This window comes from Stenotrophomonas sp. YJH_SMC_12-1 (assembly GCF_059370935.1).
In genome coordinates this window covers 1-26,990 of record NZ_JCAFUD010000010.1, presented here as the reverse complement: position 1 = coordinate 26,990, position 26,990 = coordinate 1, and the positions used below count along the sequence as shown (strand labels likewise).

17 protein-coding genes and 1 rRNA gene are annotated in these 26,990 nt (G+C 67.4%); 7 read left to right on the top strand and 11 right to left on the bottom strand.

The window, feature by feature from the left end; translation table 11 throughout:
- Positions 1–132: 132 nt before the first annotated feature.
- Together AC5P8Y_RS17475 and AC5P8Y_RS17470 are read right to left on the bottom strand one after the other, a co-directional pair.
- Positions 133–3,579: a hybrid sensor histidine kinase/response regulator gene (locus tag AC5P8Y_RS17475; RefSeq protein WP_043034414.1), complete on the bottom strand. Its 3,447-nt coding sequence runs from the start codon at positions 3,577–3,579 to the stop codon at positions 133–135.
- 135 nt (positions 3,580–3,714) lie between these two features.
- Positions 3,715–5,862: a S46 family peptidase gene (locus AC5P8Y_RS17470; protein WP_033835357.1), complete on the bottom strand. Its 2,148-nt coding sequence runs from the start codon at positions 5,860–5,862 to the stop codon at positions 3,715–3,717.
- Positions 5,863–6,006: 144 nt separating this feature from the next.
- Between AC5P8Y_RS17470 and AC5P8Y_RS17465 the strand changes: the two genes are divergently transcribed.
- Positions 6,007–6,873, top strand: coding sequence for a GIY-YIG nuclease family protein (locus AC5P8Y_RS17465; RefSeq protein WP_104920860.1), 867 nt, complete (start codon positions 6,007–6,009; stop codon positions 6,871–6,873).
- Positions 6,874–6,940: 67 nt separating this feature from the next.
- On the opposite strand, the gene AC5P8Y_RS17460 is transcribed toward AC5P8Y_RS17465, so the two are convergent.
- The 4 genes from AC5P8Y_RS17460 to glyQ all read right to left on the bottom strand — a co-directional run bounded on the left by AC5P8Y_RS17460 (position 6,941) and on the right by glyQ (position 15,922).
- On the bottom strand, positions 6,941–10,798 hold the full coding sequence (locus tag AC5P8Y_RS17460) for a translocation/assembly module TamB domain-containing protein (RefSeq protein WP_111188156.1): 3,858 nt from the start codon (positions 10,796–10,798) through the stop codon (positions 6,941–6,943).
- The gene (locus tag AC5P8Y_RS17455) at positions 10,795–12,591 is read right to left on the bottom strand and encodes an autotransporter assembly complex protein TamA (protein WP_005414924.1); all 1,797 of its coding nucleotides are present in this window, start codon (positions 12,589–12,591) and stop codon (positions 10,795–10,797) included. The genes AC5P8Y_RS17460 and AC5P8Y_RS17455 overlap by 4 nt, the downstream gene beginning before the upstream one ends.
- A 256-nt stretch (positions 12,592–12,847) precedes the next feature.
- The gene (glyS, locus tag AC5P8Y_RS17450; RefSeq protein WP_111188157.1) at positions 12,848–14,923 is read right to left on the bottom strand and encodes a glycine--tRNA ligase subunit beta; all 2,076 of its coding nucleotides are present in this window, start codon (positions 14,921–14,923) and stop codon (positions 12,848–12,850) included.
- 87 nt (positions 14,924–15,010) lie between these two features.
- Positions 15,011–15,922, bottom strand: a complete 912-nt coding sequence (glyQ, locus tag AC5P8Y_RS17445; RefSeq protein WP_033835361.1) for a glycine--tRNA ligase subunit alpha — start codon at positions 15,920–15,922, stop codon at positions 15,011–15,013.
- A gap of 83 nt (positions 15,923–16,005) precedes the next feature.
- On the opposite strand from glyQ, the gene AC5P8Y_RS17440 reads away from it, so the two are divergent.
- Genes AC5P8Y_RS17440 through AC5P8Y_RS17430 form a run of 3 tightly spaced genes read left to right on the top strand, consistent with a single transcriptional unit; the run spans position 16,006 to position 19,521 of the window.
- Positions 16,006–17,841 carry a GspE/PulE family protein gene (locus AC5P8Y_RS17440; protein WP_049433018.1) on the top strand — a complete coding sequence of 612 codons (1,836 nt, stop codon included), beginning with the start codon at positions 16,006–16,008 and terminating at the stop codon, positions 17,839–17,841.
- Positions 17,813–18,559 (top strand): glutamine amidotransferase, encoded by a 747-nt coding sequence (locus AC5P8Y_RS17435; protein WP_033835362.1) that lies wholly within the window; start codon positions 17,813–17,815, stop codon positions 18,557–18,559. Before AC5P8Y_RS17440 ends, AC5P8Y_RS17435 begins: the two co-directional genes overlap by 29 nt.
- A 50-nt stretch (positions 18,560–18,609) precedes the next feature.
- Positions 18,610–19,521 carry a BPSS1780 family membrane protein gene (locus AC5P8Y_RS17430; RefSeq protein ID WP_005411674.1) on the top strand — a complete coding sequence of 304 codons (912 nt, stop codon included), beginning with the start codon at positions 18,610–18,612 and terminating at the stop codon, positions 19,519–19,521.
- A gap of 107 nt (positions 19,522–19,628) precedes the next feature.
- Here the strand turns inward: AC5P8Y_RS17430 and tatC are convergent, their stop codons facing one another.
- The 4 genes from tatC to AC5P8Y_RS17410 all read right to left on the bottom strand — a co-directional run bounded on the left by tatC (position 19,629) and on the right by AC5P8Y_RS17410 (position 22,048).
- On the bottom strand, positions 19,629–20,378 hold the full coding sequence (gene tatC, locus AC5P8Y_RS17425; RefSeq protein ID WP_049403616.1) for a twin-arginine translocase subunit TatC: 750 nt from the start codon (positions 20,376–20,378) through the stop codon (positions 19,629–19,631).
- A complete protein-coding gene (tatB, locus tag AC5P8Y_RS17420) occupies positions 20,375–20,836 on the bottom strand; it encodes a Sec-independent protein translocase protein TatB (RefSeq protein WP_049403615.1) in 462 nt (153 codons plus the stop codon). Before tatB ends, tatC begins: the two co-directional genes overlap by 4 nt.
- 15 nt (positions 20,837–20,851) lie before the next feature.
- Positions 20,852–21,079: a Sec-independent protein translocase subunit TatA gene (gene tatA, locus AC5P8Y_RS17415; RefSeq protein ID WP_005420453.1), complete on the bottom strand. Its 228-nt coding sequence runs from the start codon at positions 21,077–21,079 to the stop codon at positions 20,852–20,854.
- Between the two features lie 75 nt (positions 21,080–21,154).
- Positions 21,155–22,048, bottom strand: coding sequence for a lipid-binding SYLF domain-containing protein (locus AC5P8Y_RS17410; RefSeq protein WP_005411678.1), 894 nt, complete (start codon positions 22,046–22,048; stop codon positions 21,155–21,157).
- A 165-nt stretch (positions 22,049–22,213) separates the two neighbouring features.
- Here AC5P8Y_RS17410 and hemH point away from each other — a divergent pair, with 165 nt between their 5' ends.
- The 3 genes from hemH (at position 22,214) to AC5P8Y_RS17395 (ending at position 26,423) form a co-directional block, all read left to right on the top strand.
- A complete protein-coding gene (gene hemH, locus AC5P8Y_RS17405; RefSeq protein WP_111188159.1) occupies positions 22,214–23,176 on the top strand; it encodes a ferrochelatase in 963 nt (320 codons plus the stop codon).
- A complete protein-coding gene (locus tag AC5P8Y_RS17400; RefSeq protein ID WP_033835365.1) occupies positions 23,173–24,027 on the top strand; it encodes an alpha/beta fold hydrolase in 855 nt (284 codons plus the stop codon). Before hemH ends, AC5P8Y_RS17400 begins: the two co-directional genes overlap by 4 nt.
- A 290-nt stretch (positions 24,028–24,317) precedes the next feature.
- Complete coding sequence (locus AC5P8Y_RS17395) at positions 24,318–26,423, top strand: methyl-accepting chemotaxis protein (protein ID WP_049454206.1); 2,106 nt, start codon at positions 24,318–24,320, stop codon at positions 26,421–26,423.
- Between the two features lie 476 nt (positions 26,424–26,899).
- Here AC5P8Y_RS17395 and rrf read toward each other — a convergent pair.
- A 5S ribosomal RNA gene (gene rrf, locus AC5P8Y_RS17390) occupies positions 26,900–26,990 on the bottom strand; the annotation flags it as partial.

Sequence of the window (26,990 nt, the reverse complement as noted above, 5' to 3'; positions counted from 1 at the left end):
GGCCAGCGGCCGGCACTACCTGACGTCACATCCACGCATGGCGTGGATCTACTGCCAGGCCGATGAAGCTTTGGTAGATGCCAGGCTTGCCTGGCATGGTTTCACGTCGTGGTTGCCGGCCAGCGGCCGGCACTACTGCGCGTCGCGCAGCGCGCCGAGGAAGGCGCGCAGCGAGGCCGGCTTGATCGGCTTGGTCAGCACGCGATAGCCACGCTCGCGCGCCATCCGCTTCAGCTCGTCGCGACCATCGGCGGTCAGCAGCGCACCCGGCAGCGGGTAACCGGCGGCTTCACGCAGCGCCACCAACGCATCCAGGCCGTCCATGCGGTCGTGCAGGTGGTAGTCCACCAGCATCACCTGCGGCCGCTCGGCCACCTTCTCCAACGCCTGATCCACCGTCGATGCCGTGATCACCTGCACCTGCCAACGGCCGAGCAGTGCGCGCATGCCGTCGAGGATCTCCTCGTCGTTGTCCACGCACAGCACGCGCAGGCCCGCCAGCGAATCGCTGCGTACCGGTGCGGCCACCGCCTGTACCGGCGTGGCCAGTTCGGTGTAACCCGGCAATGGTGCCACCCGCGGCAGGATGATCGAGAACATCGATCCCTTGCCAACCCGGCTGCGCGCATTGAGGCGATGGTCAAGCAGACGCGAGATGCGCTGGCAGATCGACAGGCCCAGACCCAGGCCCTGCTCGCCCCAGTCGAACGGCTGCTGGTAGCGGTGGAACTCGTCGAAGATCTGCCGCATGTGGTGCTCGGGAATGCCGGGCCCGGTATCCCAGACCTGCAGCTCCACTTCGTCGCCGCGCTGGCGCACGGCCAGCACGATGCGTCCCTGGCGGGTGTAACGCAGCGCATTGGCCAGGAAGTTCTGCAGCACGCGGCGCAGCAGGCGGCGATCACTGCGCACCCATGCCGGTCGCGCGAACAGGTCCAGGCGCAGGCCACGGCCGGCGGCGACCGGGGTGTACTGCGCGGCCAGCTCACGCATCAACGCACTCACGTCGAACTCGCCGATCACCGGGTGCAGGCCACCGGCATCCAGCCGCGACACATCCAGCAGGCCATCGAGCAGCTCTTCGGCCGCACGCAACGACGCATCCACACGTTCGGCCAGGTGCTTCTGCTCATCGCTCACGTGATCGCTGTCGCGCAGCGCGGAAGCGAACAGGCGTGCGGCGTTCAGTGGCTGCAGCACGTCATGGCTGATCGCCGCCAGGAAGCGGGTCTTCGACTGCTGCGCGACCTCGGCCTCATGCGAACGCTCGGCCACGCGCTGTTCCAGCGTTTCGTTGGCTTCCAGCAGGGCCTTTTCCGCGTGCTTGTAGTCGGTGATGTCGTTGTAGCTGGTCACGTAACCGCCGCCGGGCAACGCCTGCCCGCGCATCTCGATCACCTTGCCGTCGCTGCGGGTGCGCTCGAACACGTGCGGCGAACCAGCGCGCATGTAGCCGATGCGTCGATTGATCTGGACTTCGATATCACCCTCGCCCAGCTCGCCGCGCTCGGCGTTGTAGCGGATCAGGTCGGCCACCGGGCGACCTACGTAGAGCATGCCGTCGGGGTAGCCGAACATGTCCTGGTAACGACGATTCCATGCGGTCAGGCGCATGTCCGGATCGACCACGCTGACCCCGGCGCTGATGTTCTCCAGCGTGGTCGACAGGATCTCGCGGTTGAAGCGCAGTTCCTGCCCGGCTTCGTCCAGCACCGCCACCACTTCGCCCAGGTCCATGCCCGAGCCGCGCAGCAGGCTGGTCAGCAGCAGGCGCGCCGAGGCCGCACCAATCGACGCGGCCAGCAGGCGTTCGGTGAACTGCACCCACGGCCGGTCGGCCGGCGCCGAGGATTGCAGCTCGCGGCCCAGCGACTGTGCCTGCTCGAAGAACGAACGCCGCGCATGGCGCTCGCCGACCACGCGCGAGGCGAGTGCCAGCAGGTCGCCCACGTGCACATGACCGGGCCAGCCACCGGCCACCGACGGGCGCTCGGCATACGGGTCGAGGAACGGCGCGGCGCGCAGCCGCTCGTCCACACCGGGCCGCCAGCGTGCGGACACCAGCATCATCGTCGCCGCATTGACCAGCAGCGACCAGAACGTGCCATGGGTGAGCGGGTCCCAGCCGGTCATGCCGAACAGCTGCTGCGGGCGCAGCCACTCGATGCCGAACGGGCCGTGCTGCACCCAGCCAGCATCGACCCAGCCGGCCATGGTCATCGCCGGCAGCAGCAGGGTGTACAGCCAGGTGGCGAAGCCCAGCAGCATGCCCACCTCGACACCACGCCGGCTCGCGCCGCGCCAGTACAGGCCGCCGATCAGCCCGGGCGCGAACTGCGCCACTGCCGCGAACGCCATCAGGCCGTACGAGGCCAGCGTGCTGTCGTTGCTGCTGGTGCGGTAGTAGCTGTACGCCATCAGCGCCAGCAGCAGGATCGCCAGGCGGCGGATCCACAGCACGCGCGAGGCAACGTCGGCGGCTTCCTGATGGTCGCCACTGCGGCGCAGCAGCACCGGCATCACCAGGTCGTTGCTGACCATGGTGGCCAGCGCAATGGACGACACGATGACCATGCCGGTGGCGGCGGAGAAGCCGCCCACATAGGCGATCAGCGCCAGCGCGTTGCGGCCTTCGGCCAGCGGCAGGGCCAGCACCATCGAGTCGTCGGCGACGCTGCCGCCGGTGCCGAACAGGGTCACGCCGGCGGTGGCGATCGGCAGCACCATGCCCGAGATCAGTACCAGGTAGCCACCGAACATCCAGCGCGCGCGGCGTACGTCGCGCACGTCACCGCACTCGACCACGGCCACGTGGAACTGGCGTGGCAGGCAGATGATGGCCAGGAAGCTGAGCAGGGTCTGCGAGATGAAGCCCACCGGCGGCAGGCCGGTGAACAGCGTATGCACCGACTCGACCACCGCATCGGTGCGGTTGCTCAGCCACAGGTAGGCGAACACGCCCACGGCCAGCATCGCCAGCAGCTTGATCACCGATTCGAAGGCGATCGCCAGCATCATGCCGTGGTGGTGCTCGGTGGCGTCGACCTGGCGGGTGCCGAACAGGGTGGCGAACAGCGCCATCAGCAGCGCCACGTACAGCGCCGGATCGGTGAAGAAGCCGGTCGGGCCGCTGTTGCCGGTCAGCACCTGCAGGCTCATCGCCACCGCTTTGTACTGCAGGGCCAGGTACGGAATGATGCCGATCAGGGCGATGATCGCCACCAGTGCGGCCAACCGCCGCGAGCGGCCGAAGCGCGAGGAGATGAAATCGGCGATGGAGACCACGTTCTGGCTGCGGGCGATCAGCGCCAGGCGTTCGATGATGCGCCAGCCGAACAACAGCAGCAGCAACGGACCGATATAGATCGGCAGGTAGCCGATGCCGTTGCGCACGGCCGTACCCACCGCGCCGTAGAAGGTCCACGACGAGCAGTACACGGCCAGCGCCAGGCTGTACACCACCGGCCGCAGCCACGGCCGGTCGGGATACATCGGCCGGCGGTCACCCCACCACGCCACGCCGAACAGCAGCGCTGCATAGGCAACCGAGACGAGCAGCAAGATCCAGCTGGAGACCACGCGTGCGTTTCCGTCGGAAGAACCCGCAGTGTAGGCCAGGCATGGCCGGGGGTGCGGGCTCGTTGGGAGCAACCACCCCCACCAAGGTGGGGGCCTACGCGGTGCGGGCCACGACCGTTGGTCGTGGCCGGCTTCTTATTGGGCCGGCACGCCCATTTCCTTCAGCAGCTCGGGCGCCGGGTAGACCTTGGCCAGCAGCCAGCGCAGGTAGCGCATGTCCACGTGCACAGCGCGCTTGTAGCGCGGATCGAACCACCAGCTGGCGCTGACCGATTCCCAGTTGCTGTCGAAGTTCAGGCCGATCAGTTCACCCTTGGCGTTGAGCACTGGCGAGCCGGAGTTGCCGCCGGTGGTATCCAGGTTGGTCAGGAAGTTGACCGTCTGGGTCTTCAGCGCCGGGTCGGCGGTGCTGCCGAAGTCACCCTTGGCAATCGCCGCCAGCAGCGGCTTGGGCGCATCGAACGGATAGGCGTTGGTGTTCTTCTCGACGATGCCGGCCACGGTGGTCACCGGCGAGTAGGTCACGCCATCGCGCGGGTGCAGCGCCTCGACCTTGCCGTAGCTGATGCGCAGGGTGCGGTTGGCATCCGGGTACACGGCGCGGCCCTGCTTGGCACGCCAGGCGAACAGCGCCTGCATGTAGGCCGGGCGCAGGCGCAGCTGCTCGCCTTCGCGGGTCTTGCTCTCGTTCTCGATGCGCAGCTGCGCGGCCACCAGCGGGCCGGCCACGGCGATCAGCGGATCGGCGGCCAGCGCCTTGCCTTCGCGTGCGGCAGCGAAACGCGACAGGCGCTGCGCCTCGTCACCCAGCTGGGTGCCCGCATACAGGGTGTCCAGCGCCTTGGCCAGCTGCTGCGGGGTACGGCCGAAGGCCGCGTCGAACTCGGCCACGCGCTGCGCGTCCGGCAGCTGCTGGTAGCGGGTCAGCAGGGTGGTCAGCAGCGCCTTCTCGACCTCCGGTGCGTAACGGCGCTGGACCTGCTTGAGCACGCCTTCGATCATCGCCTGGTCGCGCTGCTGGTAGCCGCTTTCGCGCTGCGCGTCCGGCTTGGCCGATTCGATGCGCAGGCGCTCCAGCAGCAACGCCGAACGCAGCAGCTGGCTCTGCGCGGCCATCTGCTCCAGCAGCAGGTCGCGCTCGCCCACCGCCGCGCCCTGCGACAGGTTGGCCAGCAACGCCTTGATGTCGCCCTGGTACTTGCGGTCGGTGGCAGCGAGCATCGCCGTCTCGTCGGCGGCACGCTGGGCCTTGGCGTCGCTGCGCAGCAGGCCTTCCAGCTCACCGGCAGCGCGCTTGCGGTTGTTCTTCAACGACTGCAGCTGCGAGGCGTAGCGGGTGCGCGCCTGTGCATCCTTGGCGCTGGCGGCCTCGATGGTGTCGATCATCTGCTGGAACACCGATACGCGGCGCGGCAGCACGGTATCGATCTGGCCAGCGAATTCGGCCGCGGTACGATGGCGGTAGGTGATGCCCGGGTAACCGGCCAGCATCGCGTAGTCGCCTTCCTTCGGGCCTTCCACCGACATCTGCAGGTGTGCCGGGGCCTGGTAGGGCACGTTGTCCTTGCTGTAGGCGGCCGGCTTGCCGTCCTTGCCCACGTAGGCGCGCAGCAGAGTGAAGTCGCCGGTGTGGCGCGGCCACATGAAGTTGTCGATCTCGTCGCCGTAGTTGCCGATCGCACGCGGCGGCGCGTACACCAGGCGCACGTCGCTCAGTTCCAGCTGGGCGATCCGGTAGAAGTCGGTGCCGTAGTACATGTTGGCCACCGAGCAGCGCACGCTGCCGTCCTTCTCGCACTCGGCCACGATCTGCTTGCTGACCGCATCGACAGCATCGAAGTAGGCACGGCCGGTCTTGCCACGCGCCTGCGCCAGCACCTGGTCGGTCACCTTGTCGAAGCCGACGGTAACCAGCACGCGGAAGTCCGGGTTGGCCGGGCGCTCGTCGGCACGGCCGTTGGCGATGAAGCCACCAGTGATCAGGTCGTGCTCGGGCGAGCTGTTGTACTGGATCACGCCCATCGCCACGTGGTGGTTGGTCAGCAGCAGGCCGTCGGCGGACACGAACGAACCGGTACCACCACCGGCGCGCACCACGGCGCTCAGCGGCGGCGCGGTGACATTGGCCAGGTCGGCCGGATTGCCCTTGAAACCTGCGGCCTGCAGCGGCTTGGCCAGCTCCGGCAGCTGCGTCGGCATCCACATGCCTTCATCGGCGTGGGCACCGGCGGCGAGGGTCAGGCCCAGGGCCAGGGCGGTGGGAAGGGCTTTGCGTGATGACATGAGGCAATCCGGTACGACAGAACAGCCCGGGACCATAGCCGCTGGGGCCGGATGGGGCAACGGCCGATGGTTGGGGGTACTGCCTTTTCGCGTCGCACGCCGCCGGATACGCTATTGAATCCGGAATCACGCAGGGCGTGCTCTTTGAATTCCCGACCCCAAACAATCCAGATCTTTCTCCCACATGGCGATCCAACTGGCATCCGGATTGCCGAGATCACCACGCGAACAGTGCGAGCCGTGGAGATTCCTAGAAAGTTGCTGTCCCGATTTCTGGAAATGCCGGAGTCAACGCAAGTGGGACTTTACTTCCTGTTTGGAAGTGAGGATGACGAAAGTTCGCCTTCAATGTACATCGGCCAAACTGGGGCACTCAAAGATCGCCTGTACACGCATCAAGGTACTCGTGATTCCTGGAATCGGGCTGTTGCCGTACTTTCCCTAACCAATGCTTTCACCAGTACCCATGTCGGCTATCTGGAATGGCATTCCATTCAGGAGGCACGGAAAGCCGCACGTTTCCGGCTAGAGAACGTCAATGGAGGATCTCGGCCCCATACGCCGCCTCCGCTGGAAGCCGATTGCCAAGAGATACACGAGACAGCTTCCGTCTTGCTGGCTACATTGGGCTACACACCATTCAAACCACTCGCAGATAGAAGCCAAGCAACAGAACTTCTCTGCAAAGGCCCTGATACGGAAGCGAAGGGACTTTACGGCAGCGAAGGAATGGTTGTCCTCAAAGGATCTGTGGGGCGTCGGGAGGTCGTCGCGTCCTTCGGCGCCGCTTCCAGAGCGGTTCGAGAGCAGCTGCTCGCCGAGAAAGTAATCATCGAAGACGGCCGAAACATCCGATTCACTCAGGATCATCAGTTCCGATCTCCCAGCGCCGCCTCTGGTTGTCTGCTTGGACGACCATCCAACGGATGGGACGACTGGAAATCGGCTGACGGGCGATCATTGGACGAACTTGAGCGCCGCGCTTCTTTACAGCTGGCCAAAGACAACTGACCAACACGAATCTCTCGCATGAATCGGGCGCGGCAGGGTCCGGCGCTACCGGAGAAAAGGCGGCGGGTTACTTCTCCCGCCGCCAGTTGATCGACCCCCGGTTTTCCACCGTGCTCGACTCCACTTCCACGTCGAAGCCGCGGCGCAGCAGGTACTTCAGCGTGATCACCGAACCGGCACCAACCAGCGACACGCCGTAGCCGACGTACAGCTTGGGCGAGATGTACTTGCCAACACCGATCACCGAGCCGCCCAGCGCGCGCGACTGGCTCACGCCGGCATCGTCCAGGCCCAGCTTGGCGCCCAGCTGCGACGCCAGCAGGCCGCTGCCAGCCGAGAGCGCCGCCGAGGCCGCGTTGACCTGCTGGGCCTGGTCGCTGCTGGCACCGGTCAGGCTGCGCCCCAGCACCAGGTAGGCCAGTGCCTCGGACTGCGACATCGCCGGCTCGGACCACACGTCCGCGCGCGGCTGCTGTGCACGCCCGGTCACGTCGATGCCGGCGGTGACATCACCGATCCGGCGCTCGGCACGGATGTTGATGCGCGGGTCGGACACCGCGTTGTAGTTCCAGGTGAGGTTGCCACGGGTGATGGTCAGGTCCTGCCCGTATGCCTTGTAGCGACCACTCACTTCCAGGCCACCATTGGCGGTCATTTCGCGGCCAGGCTTGGCCCAGACCTGCATCTTGCCGGTCAGCGCGCCCTTCAGGCCGAAGCCGGTCATCTTGACCTTGTCGCCAAGGCTGACGGTCAGCTCCATGTCCAGCGGCGAGGTGCGCGACTCTTCCGGGTCGGCCGGGTCCAGCACCACCACGTCCTCGGACACCGAGGTGCCACGATCCAGGCGTTCGAGATCGATGTCGGCCTCGGGCACGTGCACGGTGCCGCGCAGCTCCATCGCCGCCTTGGCCAGGGTGAAGTCGAGGTTGGGGTTGGCGACGATGCGCAGCTCGCTGGTGTTGGACACCAGCACGTTCTCGCCGTGGATCTTCAGCTGCAGCGGCTGTGCATCACCAAACCACGACAGGCCACCATCCACGTACAGCGTGCCCTGGCCCGAGTTGGCCTGCGCGGTGATCTTTGCCGAACCGTCGGGCTGGGCCACGAAGCTGCCCTTGCCCTGGTCGAAGGTCAGGCCCAGCGCGGGGAATTCGCCCTTGAAGTTGCTCAGCTGCGCGTCGCCGCCCAGCGACGGCTGCCCGCGCGTACCGCGCAGGCTGACGTGGCCCTCGATCAGGCCGGTCGGGCGCACGATGTCCGGCGAGAACAGCTCCAGCCAGTACAGCCGCGACATGTTGAGGTAGAGCTCGCCGTTCAGCGGCGCACTGGCCTCCCAGCCGGTCTGCATCCTGGCATCGACGAAGCCGTTGCCCTGGAAGCCCATGCCCAGGTAGCCCTTGATGCTGGCCGGGGTCATGTCGAGCTTGAGCGAGAACTGGTCATAACGCACCAGCTCGCCGCGGGTGGTATCCCCCACGGTGTTGCGGTTCTCGCCCAGGCGCACGCCGCCTTCCTTCGAGCGCACCTCTACATGGCCTTCCCAGGCATTGCCGCGCGGGCGGATCTGCGCGTCCAGGCTGACATCGCCACGCAGGTAGATGCGGCGGCCGGACTGCGGCGGCAGCCACGGCTGCACCAGCGCCAGCGGCAGCGCATCACTGCGCACCACCAGGCCCTCACGCGGCCAGTTGGCCTGTGCGCACAGCGCGCCGCTGCTGGCCGCGGCCAGGCAGGCTTCGGACAGGGTGTAGGTGCTGCCGTTGATCGCGAACGCCGCCGGTGCACGCAACGACCAGGCATCGCCCTTCACCGGTGCGATACGCAGCGACGCCAGCTCGCCGCGCCACTGCGCGCCCTGTTGGCGGACGCTGCCCTGCAGCTCGATCGCACCCATCTCGTTGCGGGTCTGCGCCGCCAGGCGCAGGTTGGAGACACTGCCCTGCGCATCCACGTTCAAGCGTTCCAGCAGCATGCCGGCGTTGACCTGCTGGCCCTGCACCGCCAGCGTGCCGCTGTCGCCGCGCCATGGCAGGTGGCCCTTGATGCTCACGCTCTCGGCGCCGTAGCCGTCCCAGTTGAGGTTGTTGCCGACCAGGTCGGCAGTGATGTCCGGCGCATCGCGCGGGCCCTTCACCTGTACCTGTCCACGCAGGCCGCCATCGGCGCCGGGCAGCAGATCGCTCAGCTGCAGCGGTTCGAAACGCGCGTCGATGTCGAGGCGGTCGCCGACCTTGCCCGACGCGGTCACCCGGCTGCTGCCCAGCGACAGCTTCAGGTCGCCCTGGCCCTGCGCGCCCTGCAGCGCGAACTTGCCCTGTGCGTCGAGATTGCGCTGGCGCAGGATGCCCTTCAGCGAGGGCAGGTCGACGGTGGCTTCCAGCGTGCCGGCGGTGCCCGGCGGCGCGTTTGCCGGCGGCGGCAGCTGGCGGCCCTTGGAGGCCAGGTTGCCGGACAGGCGGCCGTTCCAGCCCGGCACGAAATAGCCGGGGTCGAAGTCCTTCAGCGTGGCCTTGGCATCCCAGTCCAGCTGCGGTGCCCACGCCACCTGGCCTTCCACCTGCAGCTGCCCACCCGGCGTCTGCGCCTGCAGCTGGTGGATCGACGCGGCCTGGTCATTGCCGCGTACGTCGAACTGCAGCTGTGCCTTCTGCTTTTCGCGTTCGACATCGGCACGGCCGATCGCGGCCCACGCCTTCAAGGTACCGGCCAGGCCGAAGCGCGCTTCCTTCAGGGTGACCGGCACCGGTGCGCTGCCGGCCGTGTTCGGATCGGGCGCCGGCACGTAGGTCAGGTCATGGGCGACCACCGAGAAATTGAGTTTCTGCTGGTCTTCCTGGCTGAAGTCGGCGGTGCCTTCCAGCCGTGCCTCACCGCCAAGCCCTTTCACCAGCAGGGGCGACACCTTCAGCACCTGGTCCTGCAGCGACACCACCGACGGTGCCAGCTCCAGCTCCTGATCACCCTGCTTCACCTTGCCACGCAGGTTGGCGTTGCCGCCCTTGCCAGCCGCGGTGAAGTCCAGTGCGAGTGGTGCGATCGCCGAGCTGGCCAGTGCCGGCGACAGCAGCGCCAGATCGAGTTCGTCGCTGCGGATGCTGGCGCTCCAGCTCGGATCGGTGCGGCCATCGAACACCAGCATCGCGTGCAGCGGCTTCGGCGCGCGCCCGGCTACGGCCACTTCCATGTGCGCCAGGTCACCGCGTGCCACCAGCCCCACCGTCGCTGCGGTACGCCCACGCGGGGCCGGCAACACTGCGGTGACGGTCACGTCGGTGTCGTAGTCCTTGGCCGGGATGTAGCGGCCCTGGGCGGTGAAATTGCCCATGTCGCTGTCCACGACCAGTTTGTGCGCCTGGAACTCGCCGTTGGCGATCTCGATGCCACCCCGCACACGGCTGATGTCGATCACCGGCTCGTTGGCCTGGCTGATGCGGAAGCCGTCGATGGCAATGGCATCGGCCTGGATCGCCAGCGGCATTTCGATCTGCGGCAGCGAATCGGGCCACGACGGCAGCTTGAACGGCTCGTCACTCTTGGCCAGGTTCAGCGTCGCGTTGGTCAGCTCCAGCTTGTCCAGCAGCAGCTTGCGGCCCAGCAGCGGGCGCAGGTCCGGCTCCAGGTGCGCGCGCTCGGCGTGGAAATGGATGTCGTCGTAGCGGAAGTCGACGTTGTACAGGGTCAGCGGACCGGCCACCGGGCCGTCCACCTTGTCCCAGGTGAAGCTGGCGCCCACCGGCAGCCGCGCCACCACCTGTGCCAGCAGCACATCGCGGCCGGCCACGGTCTGCAGCAGCCAGTACACCGCCAGCAACGCCAGCAGCACCAGGCCGATCACGCCCACGCCGGACCACGCCCAGAAGCGGCGGCGGCGGTAGAAACGCACGCGCGGCGGCGGCGTGTTCGGGGTGGGTGCGGGCGGGCTCACAGGTCCGCTCCGATGTTGAGGTAAAGCTGGAACTGCGAATCCGGGTTGTTCAGGCCATGCGCGATATCCACGCGCACCGGGCCCACCGGCGATTTCCAGCGCACGCCGAAGCCGACGCCGGTGTGCAGATCAATGGTGTTGTCGAATGCGCTGCCGGTATCGACGAACACCGCCGCGCCCCACGGGCCGCCATTGAAGTAGTGCTCGTACTCGGCCGAGCCGATCACCAGGTTCTTGGCGCCCAGCGCGTACTTGTCGGGTTTGGGTGTGCGCGGGCCGACTTCGCGGTAGGCGTAACCGCGGATGCTGCGGTCACCGCCCGCGAAGTAGCGCAGGCTCGGCGGCATCGCCACCAGATCGCTGGTCCAGGTGGTACCCCCCTCGCCGCGCAGGATCAGGCGGTTGCTTTCACCCACCGGGATGTACCAGCGCAGCACGGCGTTGGCCTGTACAAAGCTGGTGTCCGAACCCGCGCCCTCCACACCGGCGCGCATCGTCGCAGTACCGCTGATGCCCTTGCGCGGGAACATCTCGTCGTCGACGTTGACGTAGTCGGCAACCATCTGCGGGTACACCAGCGTCGAGGTGTTGTAGACGGCATCGGTGAATTCAGTGCCGGAGGCATAGCGCCAACGCTCGCGCAGTGCGTTGATCGAGGCGATCGCGGTCCAGTGCTCGTTGATCTCGCCGCTGCGGCTGGCGATCAGCTTGAAGTTGCGCAGGTCGATGTAATCGGTCTGCTCGTCATACGCACTGGCGGCGAAGGTGTACCAGCCGTCAAGCCAGTTGAAGGCGGGGATGCGGTAGCTGGTCACCAGGCTCTTGCGCTTCTGCGCATAGTCCAGCTGCGTGTTCATCTTGTGCCCGCGGTTGTTCAGGAACCGCCGCTCGATGCCGCCGCGCACACCCGGGCCACTCTCGCTGCCATAGCTCAGACCCGCGGTATAGATGGTGCGCTTGGCGCGGGTCAGCTTCACATCCACCGGCACTTCGCCGTTGGCATCGGCCTGGTCGGGCCGTGGCTGGATGTCGATCACGCTGAAGTAGTCCAGCTTGGTCAGCGACTCGCGCAGCCGGTCCAGCTTGCCCTCGTGGAAGTAGCTGCCCTGTTCCCAGTACACCAGCGGGTCGAACAGCTTGTCGACGAAGTAATCCTGCTCGAAACGCACCGGCCCCATGTTGTAGCGGCGGCCGCTGTCCCAGGTCAGGTCGATGTCGGCTGCGTTGTCGGCGCGGGTGATCTGCACCTGGCGCTGGGTGTAGTCGGCATCGAAGTAGCCACGCTCGGCCAGGCGACGGGTGATGGTGATCTTGCTGGCTTCGTACTGCGTGTGCTCGAAGCGCTGGCCCTTGCGGGGCTTGAACGCGGCCAGGTCATCCTGCAGGTACTGGTCATACATCGCCGGCCCGGTGATGTCGATGTGCTCACGGCGAACGGTCACCGGGGTGCCCTTGTCGACATGGATCAGCACCCGCACATGCTCGTCCTCACGCGGCGCCTCGACCTTGATCACCGGGTTGTAGTACCCGAAGGGTTCCAGTGCCTGGCGGGTCTGCCGCTCGGCCTGTGACAGCAGGTACTCCAGGCGCGATTCGCCCTGTTCCTTGCCGATCGTGTCGTACAGCGACAGCGATTCCTGGATGTTCTCGATGATTGCGGCGTCGTCGCCCTTGTCCAATCCCTTGATGTCCACCTTGTCGATGGTGCCGCGCGCGTGGGCCACGGAGGTGGCGGCCAGCGACAGGACCATCAGCGGCAGGGCGTATTTCTTTGGCTGCATGCGGCACAGCATACCGACCGAAGGTGACGATGCGAAATGCATCACGTCATTCGGGATCGGTTGTTAAGTGGCGGTCAAAATACGCGCCTTTGGGGCGATCCTCGTGATCGCAGGCGAGGATGCCGGCATCCTGCGCGATGCCGGCAATGATCCCGATGGACATCCGCCGACAGTGTTCCGGTAGTGCCGGCCGCTGGCCGGCAATCCACAGGTCGATGCGATGCGCGGTGGCAATGCCGGCCAGCGGCCGGCACTACCGATACGGGCATCAGCTCGACAGATGCTCGATCGCTGCCACCTTGCCCAGGCGCTCGCCCAGCATCGTCAGCAGCGCCAGGCGGTTGCCACGCAGCGCCGGATCTTCCGCATTGACCATCACTCCGTCGAAGAACGCATCGACCTGCGGACGCAGGCGGGCCAGGCGCGCCAGCACCGCCACGTAATCCTTCTGATGCAGGCTGGCGCCGGTGTCGTCGATGGCCGCAGTGACCGCTTCAGCCAGCGCGCGCTCGGCGTCTTCCTGCAGCAGCGCCGGGTCGATCTGGGCCGGAATGTCGCCTTCAGCCTTGCGGAGGATGTTGCGGATGCGCTTGTTGGCCGCAGCCAGCGCCCCGGCTTCCGGCAGCGCGGCGAAGGTGCCGATCGCGTCCAGGCGGCGGTCGAAGTCATACAGCGAGACAGGCTTCAGTTCGGCCACCGCATTGAAGTGCGTGGCTGGCACGTTCTTGTCGCCGTAGTAACCCTTCAGGCGGTCGAGGATAAAGTCGTACAGCTCGCCAACGTCGGCCTGCACGTTGCGTGCGGCCAGGCCGGCGTTGGCGCTGGCCAGCAGCGCGCGCAGGTCCAGCTCGAAGCCGCTTTCGATGATCGTGCGGGCCAGGCCCAGCGCGTTGCGGCGCAGGGCGAAAGGGTCCTTGTTGCCGGTCGGCTTCAGGCCTGCGGCGAAGCCACCGGCCAGCGTGTCGACGCGCTCGGCAATCGCCAGCACCTTGCCCAGCGGCGACAGCGCGATGTCATCACCACCGAAGCGCGGCTGGTAGGCCTCGTCGATGGCCAGCGCCACCTCGGCCGATTCGCCACCGGCCACGGCGTAGTGGCGGCCGGCGATGCCCTGCAGCTCCGGGAACTCGTTGACCATCCGCGACTGCAGGTCGTTCTTGGCCAGTTCGGCAGCCCGCCTGGCCTGCGCGGCATCGGCGCCAACCTGGGGTGCGATCACTTCGGCCAATGCAGCCACGCGCGCCACCTTGTCGGCCACGCTGCCCAGCTTGGCCTGGTAGGTCACCGTCTTCAGCCCCTCACCCATCGACACCAGGCCCTGCTTCAGGTCCTCGTCGAAGAAGAACTTGGCATCGGCGAAACGCGGACGGATCACCCGCTCGTAGCCCTTGGCCACTTCGGCCACGTTCTTCGATTCGATGTTGGCGATGCCGATGAACTTCTCGGTCAGCGTGCCTGCGGCATCCAGCACCGGGAAGAACTTCTGGTTGATCTCCATCGTCTCGATCAGCGCTTCCTGCGGCACCGCCAGGAACGCGGGCTCGAAGCTGCACAGCACCGCCGACGGCCATTCGACCAGGTTCACCACCTGCTCCAGGTTGTCGTCGGTGATGCGGGCGCTGCCACCGGCCTTGGCCGCAGCGGCCTCGACCTCGGCGACGATGCGCGCGCGGCGCTCGCTCGGGTCGACCAGCACGAACGCGGCGCGCAGCGCTTCAACGTAGTCCTGCGGCTGCGCCAGCGACACCGCCTGGTCATGGTGGAAGCGATGGCCACGGCTGACGCGGCCGGCCTGCAGGCCGAACAGTTCGGCCTCGACCACGTTGGCGCCGTGCAGCAGCACCAGCCAGTGCACCGGGCGCGCGAAGCCCCAGGCGTGGTCGCCCCAGCGCATCGGCTTGGGAATCGGCATCGCCGCGATCGCCTCGCGCAGGATCTCCGGCAGCAGGCTGGCGGTGCTCGCGCCCGGGGTCACCGCGCGGTGCACGAAGCGCTCACCCTTGTTGTCGGTGGTCTTCTCCAGCGCGGTCCAGTCGATCCCGGCCTTGGCGGCGAAGCCCTGCAACGCCTTGGTCGGCTGGCCTTCGGCGTCCAGCGCGATGTTCAGGTACGGGCCCAGCACTTCGCTGTGCTGCTCCGGCTGTTCCAGGCCGACGCCCGGCAGCAGCACGGCCAGTCGGCGCGGGGTCGACAGCGGGCGCGCATCGTCCAGTTCCAGCGCGACGCCGCGCTTGCGCAGGCCTTCGACGACACCGTCGAAGAACGCCTGGGCCAGGCCCGGCAGCGCCTTGACCGGCAGTTCCTCGGTGCCCAGTTCGATCAGCAGGGGGGACAGTTGGCTCATCGGTTCGATCCTGTGGTGGGGGCGCAGCGCGCAACGCGTCCGGCGCCCCGGGTAGTTGATGAAAAGCGGGTCGGTGCGGGAGGACCGTCAGGCCTTCTTCGCGCCCGGGAAGCCCAGCTTCTCGCGCTGCTCGTAGTACGCCCTGGCCACCGCCTGGGCCAGCGCGCGCACGCGCAGGATGTAGCGCTGGCGCTCGGTCACGCTGATCGCACGGCGCGCATCCAGCAGGTTGAAGGTGTGGCTGGCCTTCATCACCTGCTCGTAGGCCGGCAGCGGCAGGTTCACTTCCACCAGCTTCTGCGCCTCACGCTCGCAGGCGTCGAAACGGTGGAACATTTCTTCCACGTCGGCGTATTCGAAGTTGTAGGTGCTCTGCTCCACCTCGTTCTGGTGGTAGACGTCACCGTAGGTCACCGGCTGGCCGTCCGGGCCGTAGGTCCAGACCAGGTCGTAGACGTTGTCGCAGTTCTGCAGGTACATGCACAGGCGTTCGAGACCGTAGGTGATCTCGCCCAGCACCGGGCGGCATTCCAGGCCACCGGCCTGCTGGAAGTAGGTGAACTGGGTCACTTCCATGCCGTTGAGCCAGACTTCCCAGCCCAGGCCCCACGCGCCCAGCGTCGGCGATTCCCAGTTGTCCTCGACGAAGCGCAGGTCGTGCACCAGCGGATCGATGCCCAGTGCCTTCAGCGAATCCAGGTACAGCTGCTGGATGTTGTCCGGCGCCGGCTTCATCGCCACCTGGTACTGGTAGTAGCGCTGCAGGCGGTTCGGGTTCTCACCGTAACGGCCATCGGTCGGGCGCCGCGACGGCTGCACGTAGGCCGCATTCCAGCCTTCCGGACCGATCGCACGCAGGAAGGTGGCCGGGTGGAAGGTACCGGCGCCCACCTCCAGGTCGAGCGGCTGGATGAGCACGCAGCCCTGCTGGGCCCAGAACTGGTTCAGGGTCTGGATCAGGCCCTGGAAGGTGATCGGAACGGTCGGGGTCGCGGACATGCGTACGAGTCTTGGCCGGCAAGGGGGTGCGCTAGTATAACGGCCGACCTGCGGGGCATTCCGTACCCGGGAGGAGCAGGCAGATGGAACATCGGCTGCCGGCAGGCACGCCCGGCGAGGCGGACGGCGTCCCGCTGCCCTGGGGACGGCTGCATTTCGAGCAGATTGCCGCGGCCCTGACCGCCGATGGCCTGGTGGCCGAGCAGGACCGCGAGCGCATGCGGTTTTCCGCACAGGGCGCGCGCAACGCCAGTGAAGTGCATCCGCTGGTACTGCTGTCCAACCTCAAGCTGGCCGCCACCGGCGGCGGCGAACTGACCCTGGAACGCCTGACCGAGTGGCTGGCGCAGCGCACCGGCAGCCGTTACCTGCGCATCGACCCGACCCGGGTGGACGTCGCTGCGGTGACCGCGCTGGTGTCGCATGCCTACGCCCGCCGCCATCGCTTCCTGCCACTGGCGGTGGATGCCGAGCGCGTGCTGGTAGCCACCAGCGAGCCGCTGGTGCAGGAATGGCGTCGTGACCTGCAGCACCTGACCCGCCGCCGCATCGAGCTGGCGGTGGTCAACCCGCTGGACCTGCACCGCTACACCATGGAGTTCTACGGGGTGACCCGCTCGGTGCGCGGCGCCCGTGGCGATGTGCGCGGCGAGGCCAGCACCACCCTGCCCAGCTTCGAGCAGCTGGTGGAGCTGGGCCGCACCGGCGACGTCAATGCCGACGACCAGCACATCGTGCACATCGTCGACTGGCTGCTGCAGTACGCCTATGAGCAGCGCGCCTCGGACATCCACCTGGAGCCGCGCCGCGAGATGGGACGCATGCGCTTCCGCATCGACGGCGTGCTGCACAAGGTGTTCGAAGTACCGCCGGCGGTGATGACCGCCGTGGTCAGCCGCATCAAGGTGCTGGGCCGCATGGACCTGGCCGAGCGCCGGCGCCCGCAGGATGGCCGCATCAAGACCCGCTCGCCGGGTGGCCGCGAGGTCGAGATGCGCCTGTCGACCATGCCCACCGCCTTCGGCGAGAAGTGCGTAATGCGCATCTTCGACCCGGATGCCGCGTTCAAGAGCATCGACCAGCTCGGTTTCAGCCCGCATGAGGCCGCCGGCTGGAATGCGCTGGTCGAGCGCCCGCACGGCATCGTGCTGGTCACCGGCCCGACCGGCTCGGGCAAGACCACCACCCTGTATTCCACGCTGAAGCGGCTGGCCACGCCGGACGTGAACGTGTGCACGGTGGAGGACCCGATCGAGATGATCGCGCCCGAGTTCAACCAGATGCAGGTGCAGGCCAACATCGACCTGGACTTCGCCAGCGGCGTGCGCACCCTGCTGCGGCAGGACCCGGACATCATCATGATCGGCGAAATCCGCGACCTGGAGACCGCACAGATGGCGGTGCAGGCCTCGCTGACCGGCCACCTGGTGCTGTCTACCCTGCATACCAACGACGCGCCCTCGGCGGTCACCCGCCTGCTCGACCTGGGCGTGCCGCATTACCTGCTGGCCAGCACCCTCAACGGCATCCTCGCCCAGCGCCTGGTGCGCACGCTGTGCCCGCACTGCAAGCAGCCGCACAGCCTCGGCGCGGCCGATTGGGCGGTGCTGGCTGATAGCCATGCTGCATATCCAGATGCCGCCACGCCCTGTCGGCCGGTCGGTTGCCTGGAATGCCGGCGCACCGGATTCCTCGGCCGCATCGGGCTGTATGAGTTGCTGCCATTGGGTTCGCGGCTGCGCGGGCAGATCCGCGCCGACATGGACCTGGCCGGTTTCACCCGTGCCGCGCGGGCTGAAGGGCTGCGAACCCTGCGCCAGGCCGGGCTTGAAAAGGTGGCGCAGGGGCTGACTACAATCGAGGAAGTCCTGTCAGTGCTGCCGCCCCCGGATGAACCCAGCCCCGTTCCTGATCCTTGAAACCGGCCGACCGGTGCCGTCATTGCGCCGCTACGGGCGCTTTCCGCACTGGATCCGCGTCGCCGCCGGGCTGGAAGAACACGAGACGGTGGTGGTCGATGTCGAGCACGGTGGCGCTCTGCCCGACCCTCATGCCTTCGCCGGCGTGCTGGTGACCGGCTCGGCCGCCTTCGTCACCGACCATGCCGACTGGAGCGAGCGCAGCGCCGCGTGGCTGCGCCAGACCGCCCACGACGACCTGCCGGTGTTCGGCATCTGCTACGGCCATCAGCTGCTGGCACATGCGCTGGGTGGCGAAGTGGCCTACAACCCGGCCGGCCGCGAGTCCGGCACGATCGAACTGGAACTGCAGCCGCAGGCGGCGCAGGACCCGCTGTTCCAGGGCCTGCCGCAGCACTTTGCCGCCCATGCCACCCATCTGCAGACCGTGCTGCGCGCGCCCGATGGTGCCGAGGTGCTGGCCCGTTCACCGCTGGATGGCTGCCATGCCTTCCGCTGGGGCCGCCAGGCCTGGGGCGTGCAGTTCCATCCGGAGTTCGCCACCCACCACATGCGTGGCTACGTGCGTGCCCGCGCCGACTGCATCGGCCGCCATGGCGGCTGCGCCCGCAGCATCGAGCGCGCGGTCAGTGCCGCGCCGCTGGCCCGCCAGCTGTTGCGCCGCTTCGTCCGCCAGGCGCGGCTGTCTTCAGCCCAGCCGGCGGCAAAACAGGGATAATCGGCGGCACGGGCAGCCGCCCGGCCCCCTCCTGTCCTTCCCGGATGTCCATGAAAGAGATTCGCAAGCTGCCGGCTTCGGCGGGCGCCCAGTGGTTGCTGGATACGTTCTCGCTGTACCGGCGTGCGCCGCTGCAGCTGGCCCGGATCGGCCTGACCTGGCTGCTGGTGAGCTGGGTGGTCACGCTGTTGTCGACGCTGATTCCCGGCGCTGCCGGCATGGCCGTGCAGCTTATGACGCTGGCCATTTCGCCGATCATGTTCGGCGGCATGCTGTATGCCGTGGGCGAGATCGATGAAGGCCGCCCGGGCCTGGCCTCGCACCTGCTGCAGCCGATCCGCGACCACCGCGTCAGCCACCTGCTGGTGCCGCTGGCGATCCAGGTGCTGGCGGTGCTGCTGCTGGGCGCGCTGCTGTTCCTGATGATCGGCCGCGAGGGCTTCACCGCCTTCAGCGAGGTCATGACCAAGATGGAAGAGATCAGCCGCAGTGGCCAGCAGATCAAGCCGGACGATGCCGCCGCGCTGGTTGCTAACCTGCCGGCCAAGCGCATCGCGCTGTGGATGCTGCTGGTGTTCCTGAGTGCGGTCGCGCTGTCGCTGGCGATGTTCACCCAGCCGGCGCTGGTGGTGTTCGACAAGCAGAGCGGCATGCACGCGTTGCGCCTGAGCCTGCAGGGCTGCATCGAGAACATCGGTGCGATGATCGTGTTCGCCGCGCTCGGCCTGATCGCCGCGTTCTGCATGTACATCCTGTTCGTGATCGTGATCCAGATCGCGATGCTGATCGGCGGCCCGCTGGCCGCCGCCTTCATCGCCCAGCTGGTACTGACCACGGTGCTGATGCCACTGTATGTCGGCGCGGTCTACGCCGCGTGGAAGCAGATGTTCGTGCACCGCGGCAGCCGCGCGGCGCCGCCGATCCCGACCACGCCGACCTCCAGCGACGTGTTCCACGCCTGACCAGAACGCAGGTAGGTCCACGCCATGCGTGGATAGAAAAGGGGACGGAGGGGATTAAGTCGTTTTTGCCTTTAACGACTTAATCCCCTCCGTCCCCTTTTTGTCTTTCAGGCGGCGGGCTTCTTCACTACCGACGACGGCACCAGCCAGCGTGCGGCGTGGATGCCCAGCTCGTACAGCAGACACATCGGAATCGCCAGCATCAGCTGCGACACCACGTCCGGCGGGGTCAGCACCGCCGCCAGCACGAAGATGCCGACGATCGCGTAGCCGCGGCCTTCCTTGAACTGCTGCGGCGTCACCCAGCCCAGCAACACCAGGATCACCATCGCCACCGGCAGTTCGAAACTGCCACCAAAGGCGAAGAAGATCGCCAGCACGAAGTCCAGATAGGCATTCGCATCCGGTGTGATTGCGATCACGTCCGGGCTGAAGGTGGTGAGGAAGTGGAACACCGCCGGCAGCACCAGGAAATACGCAAAGGCGCAACCGATGTAGAACAGCAGCACCGATGACACCAGCAGCGGCACCGCCAGGCGCTTCTCGCGTGCATACAGACCGGGCGCGACGAACGCCCACAGCTGGTACAGCAGCCACGGTACCGCCACGAACAACGCGACGAAGAAGGTCAGCTTCAGCGGTGCGAAGAAGGCACCGGCCGGGTTGGTGGCGATCATCGTCTGCCCGTTCGGCAGCTGCGAAACCAGCGGTTCGGCCAGCGCGTTGTAGAGCTTCTGGGTGAACGGCAGCAGCGCCAGCAGCACCACGCCCAGGCCCAGCAATGCGCGCACCAGCCGGCCGCGCAGTTCCACCAGGTGTTCTACCAGCGAGCTCTCGCCGAAATCCTGTTCACTCATGGCTGGCGCTCCGGGCTCTGCGCCGGCGGCGGCGTACCAGCTTCAGCGGGCGCGGCCGAAACCGGCTCGGCGGCACCACCGTCCTGCGCTGGTTCAACGGCATCGGGCGCGGCGCTCATGTGCGGCGGCAGATCCGCGGGCGCCGGTGCACGGACTTGCTGCACCAGGTCATCGCCCTGCTGCTGCGCCTGCTGGGCTTCGCGACGGATCGCTTCACCGCTGGCGCGCAGCTGGTTCTCGGCGTCCTGCATGCCCTGGCGCACGTCCTGCATCTGCCGCTTGATGTCCTCGGCCTGCAGTTCGCGCTCCAGTTCCTGTTTCACCGAATCCCATTGATTGCGGGCGCGACGCACCCACAGGCCGGCGAAGCGGGCCGCCTTGGGCAGGCGCTCGGGACCGAGCACCACCAGGGCGACCACTGCAATCACCAGCAGTTCGCTGAAGCCGATATCGAACACCGCAACCGCTCCGGATCAGCGAGCGTTACGGTCGTGCTCGTCCTGCGCGGTGCGCGACGCGTCCTGGCTGCGCGACTCATCGCCCAGCTGCGCGTTCGGCTTGTCCTCGTCGCGCATGCCCTTCTTGAATTCCTTGACCGCCGAACCGAGGTCCTTGGCGCCGCTGGTCAGGCGCTTGGTGCCGAACACCAGCAGGACGATGGCCAGCACGACCAACCAATGCCAGATGCTGAAACTGCCCATAAAGACGCTCGTTACGTTAGTGATCAGGCTGTCGAGCATAGCGCACCGGCTGTCAGCCGGCGCGCGTGACGAAAGTCAGTTTCCGCCCAGCGTTTCCGTACGGATCTCGCCGTCATTCACCGGCTGGAAGCCCTGCTGCTGCGGCGGCGGGGTCTGCGGCACGTTCTGCAGCGGCGCGGTGGTGGCCTCAGCCGGCGCAGCCGGTGCTGCCTGAACAGGCGCCGGGGCAGCTGCCGGGGCGGCAGCCGGGCGCGGCGCGCTGCCGCCGTTGCCGCTGCGGTTGTTGCGCGCCGCGTAGGTGGCCTCTTCCAGGCGATCGCGGAAGGCGACCACATCCATCGACGGCGAACCGGCGGCGCGGCCTTCGAAGATCATCCGCGGCGTGGTGTTGCTGCCGTAGGCGTCCAGATTGGCGGCATCGTCGATCTGCAGCACCGCGCCATCCAGCGCGACGCCGGCAAACAGGCCGCGGGCGCGCGACCAGGACCAGATCTCGGCCTTCAGCTGGCCGTCGGTGGCCGCGGCGGCGTTGCGGCCCACCGGACCGGCGGCGACGCCAGCGTCGGCACCCAGCGTGAACTTGCCGTTGACCAGGTTGTCCAAGCTGCGGTCGTTGCGGAACACCAGCACCACATCGGAGGACTGCACGCCGGCCTGGAAGCCGATGCTGCCGCCGGTGAGCTTCACGAACACCGGGTTGGACCAGGCGCCGTTGGGCATGCGCACCGACATCAGGCCGTGGCCACGACGGCCGCCAATGACCAGACCGGCCTTGATCGTGTCGGGAATCACGATGACCGCGCGGCCTTCGTCCAGCAATTTATCCGGAATGCCCTGTTCAGGGATTTCCTGGATTTCAGCCAGCACGCGCACGGCATTGCGCGCACGCTGGTCTTCCTGCGGCCCGGCCATGGCCTGGCTGGACAGCAGGCTGGCGGCGATCAGCAGGGCTTGGATCGGGCGACGCATGGCAGGCTCCAGAAGTCAGTCCATAGGAAGATATAGCAAGTGACTGAAATTAGTAGCGTTGTCATGAATCCCCAATGAGCGTTCCCTGCTCACATTGATGCGCGCTATGCCTGCAATCCGAACCCTGCATCCCGGCGCGACACCGGATCGGCGACAATACCGCCCATGCTCGACGCACCCGATACCGCCGTGCTGGCGGTCAACCTAGGCACGCCCGAGACGCCGACGGCCCCCGCCGTACGCCGTTACCTGGCTGAATTCCTGTCCGACCGCCGCGTGGTCGCGATCCCGCCACTGCTGTGGCAGCCGCTGCTGCGCGGACTGATCCTGCCCCTGCGCAGCAGTCGTTCGGCGGCCAAGTACGCCCAGGTCTGGCTGCCCGACGGCTCACCGCTGATGGTGCATACGCGCCAGCTGGCGCAGGCCATGCAGGCCCTGTTGCCGACCCTGACAGTGCGCCATGCGATGCGTTACGGCGAACCGGCGCTGGCCAGCGAGCTCGACCGCCTGGCAGCCGACGGTGCGCGCCGCATCGTGGTGCTGCCGCTGTATCCGCAGTACTCCACCACCACCACTGCCTCGGTTGAAGACCGCGTCGATGCCTGGCGGCGCCGCAATCCTGGCGTGACCGTCAGCCTGGTGCGCGACTATTCGGTCGATCCGGGCTGGGTCGAGGCCGTGGCCGGCTCGATCCGCCGCTACTGGGAACAGCACGGTCGCGGCCAGACACTGATGTTCTCCTTCCATGGCATCCCGCAGCGCCTGGCCGATGCCGGCGATCCGTATCCGCAGCGCTGCGAGGCCAGCGCACAGGCCATCGCCAAGGCGCTGGAACTGGGCAGGGACGAGTGGCAGATGGGTTACCAGTCGCGTTTCGGCCGCGAGCGCTGGCTGCAGCCATATGCCGAGCCCAGCCTGTGGGCGCTGGCCGAATCCGGCGTGAAGCAGATCGACGTGGTGTGCCCCGGCTTCGCCACCGATTGCCTGGAGACGCTGGAAGAGGTCGCCATGGGCTTCACCGAAACACTGGCCGAGCGCGGCGCGACGATGCGCTACATCCCCTGCCTCAACGCCGAACCGGAGCACGCACGCGCGCTTGCGCGGCTGGCCGTGGCCTCGCTGGCATGAGTCTGCAACCGTTTGAACTGGAGGTCGGTGGCGCGCGCGTCGCCGGCCTGCGCAACCACGGCGATGGCCCGCGCGTGCTGGCCCTGCACGGCTGGCTCGACAACGCGGCCAGCTTCGTGCCGCTGGCGCCGCACCTGTCGTCGCTGCAGCTGGTTGCCATCGACCTGCCCGGTCATGGCCACAGTGCACATCTGCCGGCCGGTGCCAGCTACACCACGGCCGCCGCGATCTGCCACGTGCTCGACGTCGCCGATGCACTGGGCTGGGACCGCTTCAACCTGCTCGGCCATTCGATGGGCGCCGGCATCGCCAGCCTCACCGCCTCGGTCAGTGACCGCGTCGAGCGCCTGGTGGCGATCGAAGCACTCGGTGGCCTGCGTGGCCCCGAAGAGGACACCGCGCATCGCCTGCGCGAACACGTGAACGCGACGCGGGCGCTGGCACGCAAGCAGCTGCGCGTGTTCCCCGACCTCGCCGCGCCGATCCGCGCACGGATGATGACCAACCAGCTCAGCGAGCACTGTGCACGGCTGCTGGTCGAGCGCGGCGTGGAACCGGTCGAGGGTGGCTACCGCTGGTGCAGCGATCCGCGCCTGATGCTGCCCACTGCGATCCGTCTCAGCGAAGGCCAGATCGACAACCTGCTGCAGGCCATCGCCTGCCCGACGCAGGTGATCTATGCCACGCCAGCGCAGTCCTACTACCCCGAGCCGATGCGCAGCGATCGCCTGCAGCACCTGCGCGATGGGCGGTTGGCGGTGTTTCCCGGCAACCATCACCTGCACATGGAAGATCCAAAACAGATCGCAGGCGTGATCCTGCGCTTCTTCAGCAACGACAACGCGGGCTGAGCAAAGGTATCCGCGCGCTTCACTCTGCGCGTCTGCGGCCGATACATCAGTTGCGGGCCCCTGCGTCCGCAGCACGCAGGTCCGGTCGGGCCTGCGGCGTGTGTCTGGTTCTGCAAGGAAGTCCGCATGCCTGCTCCATTGCACCGTCACCCACAGGATGTGGCCGCGGTGTCCCGTCTCCGCGTCGCTGATCGCGTCGCATTCCCCGAATTCCCGGCTCGCGCCCTGGTCACGCACTCCTGCGTGCGCCGCGGCGTGGCCGTTGTCGTCTGCTGATCCAGGAGTCGCCGATGTCCGTTGCATCCTCCCGTCCCCCCGATACCGCCCGCCTGCCGCACCTGCAGCAGCTCGCGCACCGCGCTGACCGCCGCCTGCTGATCGGCAGCGCGGTACTGGCCTTGGCTGGCCTGGCGCTGGCCCTGCGCGGCCCGCAGGTGCAGGCTGCCGCGTTGGCGGCCGTCGCCGTGCTGCCAGCCGCGTGGTTGGGCGGGGCCCAGGCGGGCCGGGCCGTCGCCCGCAACGGTCTGGCGTTGCTGTTGTCGCTGCAGCTGGCTGTGTTGTGCGCGATCATCAGCCTGTCACCGGCATTGCCGATTGCCCTGCTGCTGGGCGTGCTGCTGGGCCATCGCGATCGCCTTCCGGTGTGGCTGGCCGGTGGCGTCGGTACCCTCGCCCTGCTGGCACCGCTACAGGGCGGTGCCGCGCTGTGGCCGACGCTGCTGCAGGCCGGCATGCTCGCGGGCCTGACCCTGTTCCTCGGCCAGGTCGCACTGCGCCTTCGGCAGCAGACCGAGGCCCTCGGCCACGGCCCGCGTCGGCTTGCCGCGCTCGCACGCGATATCGCCACCGGTGCCGATCTTGGCGCGCATGCCGATACCGGCGCCTATGCGCCGGGTTCACTGGCCCATGCCCTGGCCGACACTGCACGCCACGTGCAGGCCCAGCGTGGGCGCGAAGCCGCGTCACATGCCGAGAACGCGCAGATCCGCCAGGCCCTCGATGCCTCGCGCACCGCGATGATGATCGCCGACAACGACCATGTGATCCGCTACGTGAACCGCTCGGTGGTGGCACTGCTGCGCAACCAGCAGGCGACGTTGCGACAGGCCTTCCCCGATTTCGACGCCGAGCGCCTGGTCGGCAGCAGCATCCATCGTTTCCACGCCAACCCGGACCGCATCCGCGCGATCCTCAACGGCCTGCAGGTAGCCCACAACGGCAAGGTGCAGATCGGCCCGGTGCACTTCGCGCAGGTGGTCACACCGGTGTTCGACGCGCAGGGCGTGCGCCTGGGCTTCGCCGTGGAATGGCATGACCGCACCCATGAGCTCGCGCTGGAGAATGCCGTGGCCGGCATCGTCGCAGCGGCAGCGGCCGGTGACCTCGACCAGCGCCTGCAGGCCACTGAAGGCGCCAGCTTCCTCGATGGCCTGACCGGTGGCATCAACCAGCTGCTCGATACGCTCGGCAGCACCGTCAACGAGGTGCGGCAGATGCTCTCGGCACTGGCCAACGGCGATCTGGATCGGCGCATGCACGGCGAGTATCACGGCGCCTTCGCTGCCATCCAGCGCGATGCCAACGCCACGGCCGGGCAGTTGGCACGCATGGTCGGTCGCATCCAGGAATGTGCCGCGTCGATCAGTACCGCCGCCAGCGAGATTGCCGCTGGCAACGGCGCGTTGTCCGAGCGCAGCGAGCGCCAGGCCGCGCACCTGCAGGAGACCGCAGCATCGATGGAGGAACTGACCGCCACCGTGCGCCAGAACGCCGCCCATGCGCGTGAGGCCAGTGCGTTGGCCGCCTCCACGCAGAGCGCTGCCAGTGACGGCAACACGGCCATGCAGCGGGTGGTCGATACCATGCAGGCCATCGAAGGTGCCTCGAAGCGGATCGGCGACATCACCGGCGTCATCGACGGCATCGCCTTCCAGACCAATATCCTGGCGTTGAACGCAGCGGTGGAGGCGGCACGCGCCGGCGAGCAGGGCCGAGGCTTTGCCGTGGTGGCCAGCGAGGTGCGCGTGCTGGCACAGCGTTCGGCGGCGGCCGCACAGGAGATCAAGAAGCTGATCGACGAAGCGGGCCGGCAGGTGGGCGAAGGTGCCCAGCTGGTGGCCGATGCCGGCCAGCGCATGCAGGGAATCGTCGGCGGCGTGGAGGATGTCAGCCACCTGATGCGCGAGATATCCGCGGCGTCGCAGGAGCAGTCGATCGGTATCGAGCAGATCAACCAGACCGTGGTGCAGATGGATCAGGCCACGCAGCACAATGCGGCTCTGGTGGAAGAAGCCACCGCTGCCGCACGCGAGCTGCAGAACCAGGCCGGCACATTGACCGAAGCAGTCTCGGTATTCCGCCAGCAGGAACCGCTCGAGGTCTCCCAGGCCGCCTGACCCGGGCCTTCCATTCGATCCTGATCAGGACGGCGCCCGCAGGGCGCCGTCTTTTTATGCGTGACCTGCCCCTGGTAGTGCCGGCCGCTGGCCGGCAACCGATTGCTGTGTGGGCCTGCTGTTGGTAGCGGCCAACCTTGGTTGGCACCGCTGTTCCTCGCAGGGGGATCCACGGATGGCGTGGATCTACCGGGCGATGTAACACCGTCGGGTTGCCGGCCAGCGGCCGGCACTACCCGGTGTTTACCGCGCACAAAGTTGCCGGCCGCTGGCCGGCAATCGATTGCTGTACGCGCTTTCTGTGGGTAGCGGCCAACCTTGGTTGGCGCCGTGGCTCCTCGCAGGGAGCATCCACGCATGGCGTGGATCTGCCGGGCGATGTAATGCCATCGGGTTGCCGGCCAGCGGCCGGCACCGGCATTTCGGGCGCACAAAGAAAAACCCCGCTGCGTGAGCAGCGGGGTTTTGGGTGTAAACCCTGGCGATGACCTACTCTCGCATGGCTTGAGCCACACTACCATCGGCGCAGCTGCGTTTCACTTCCGAGTTCGGGATGGGATCGGGTGG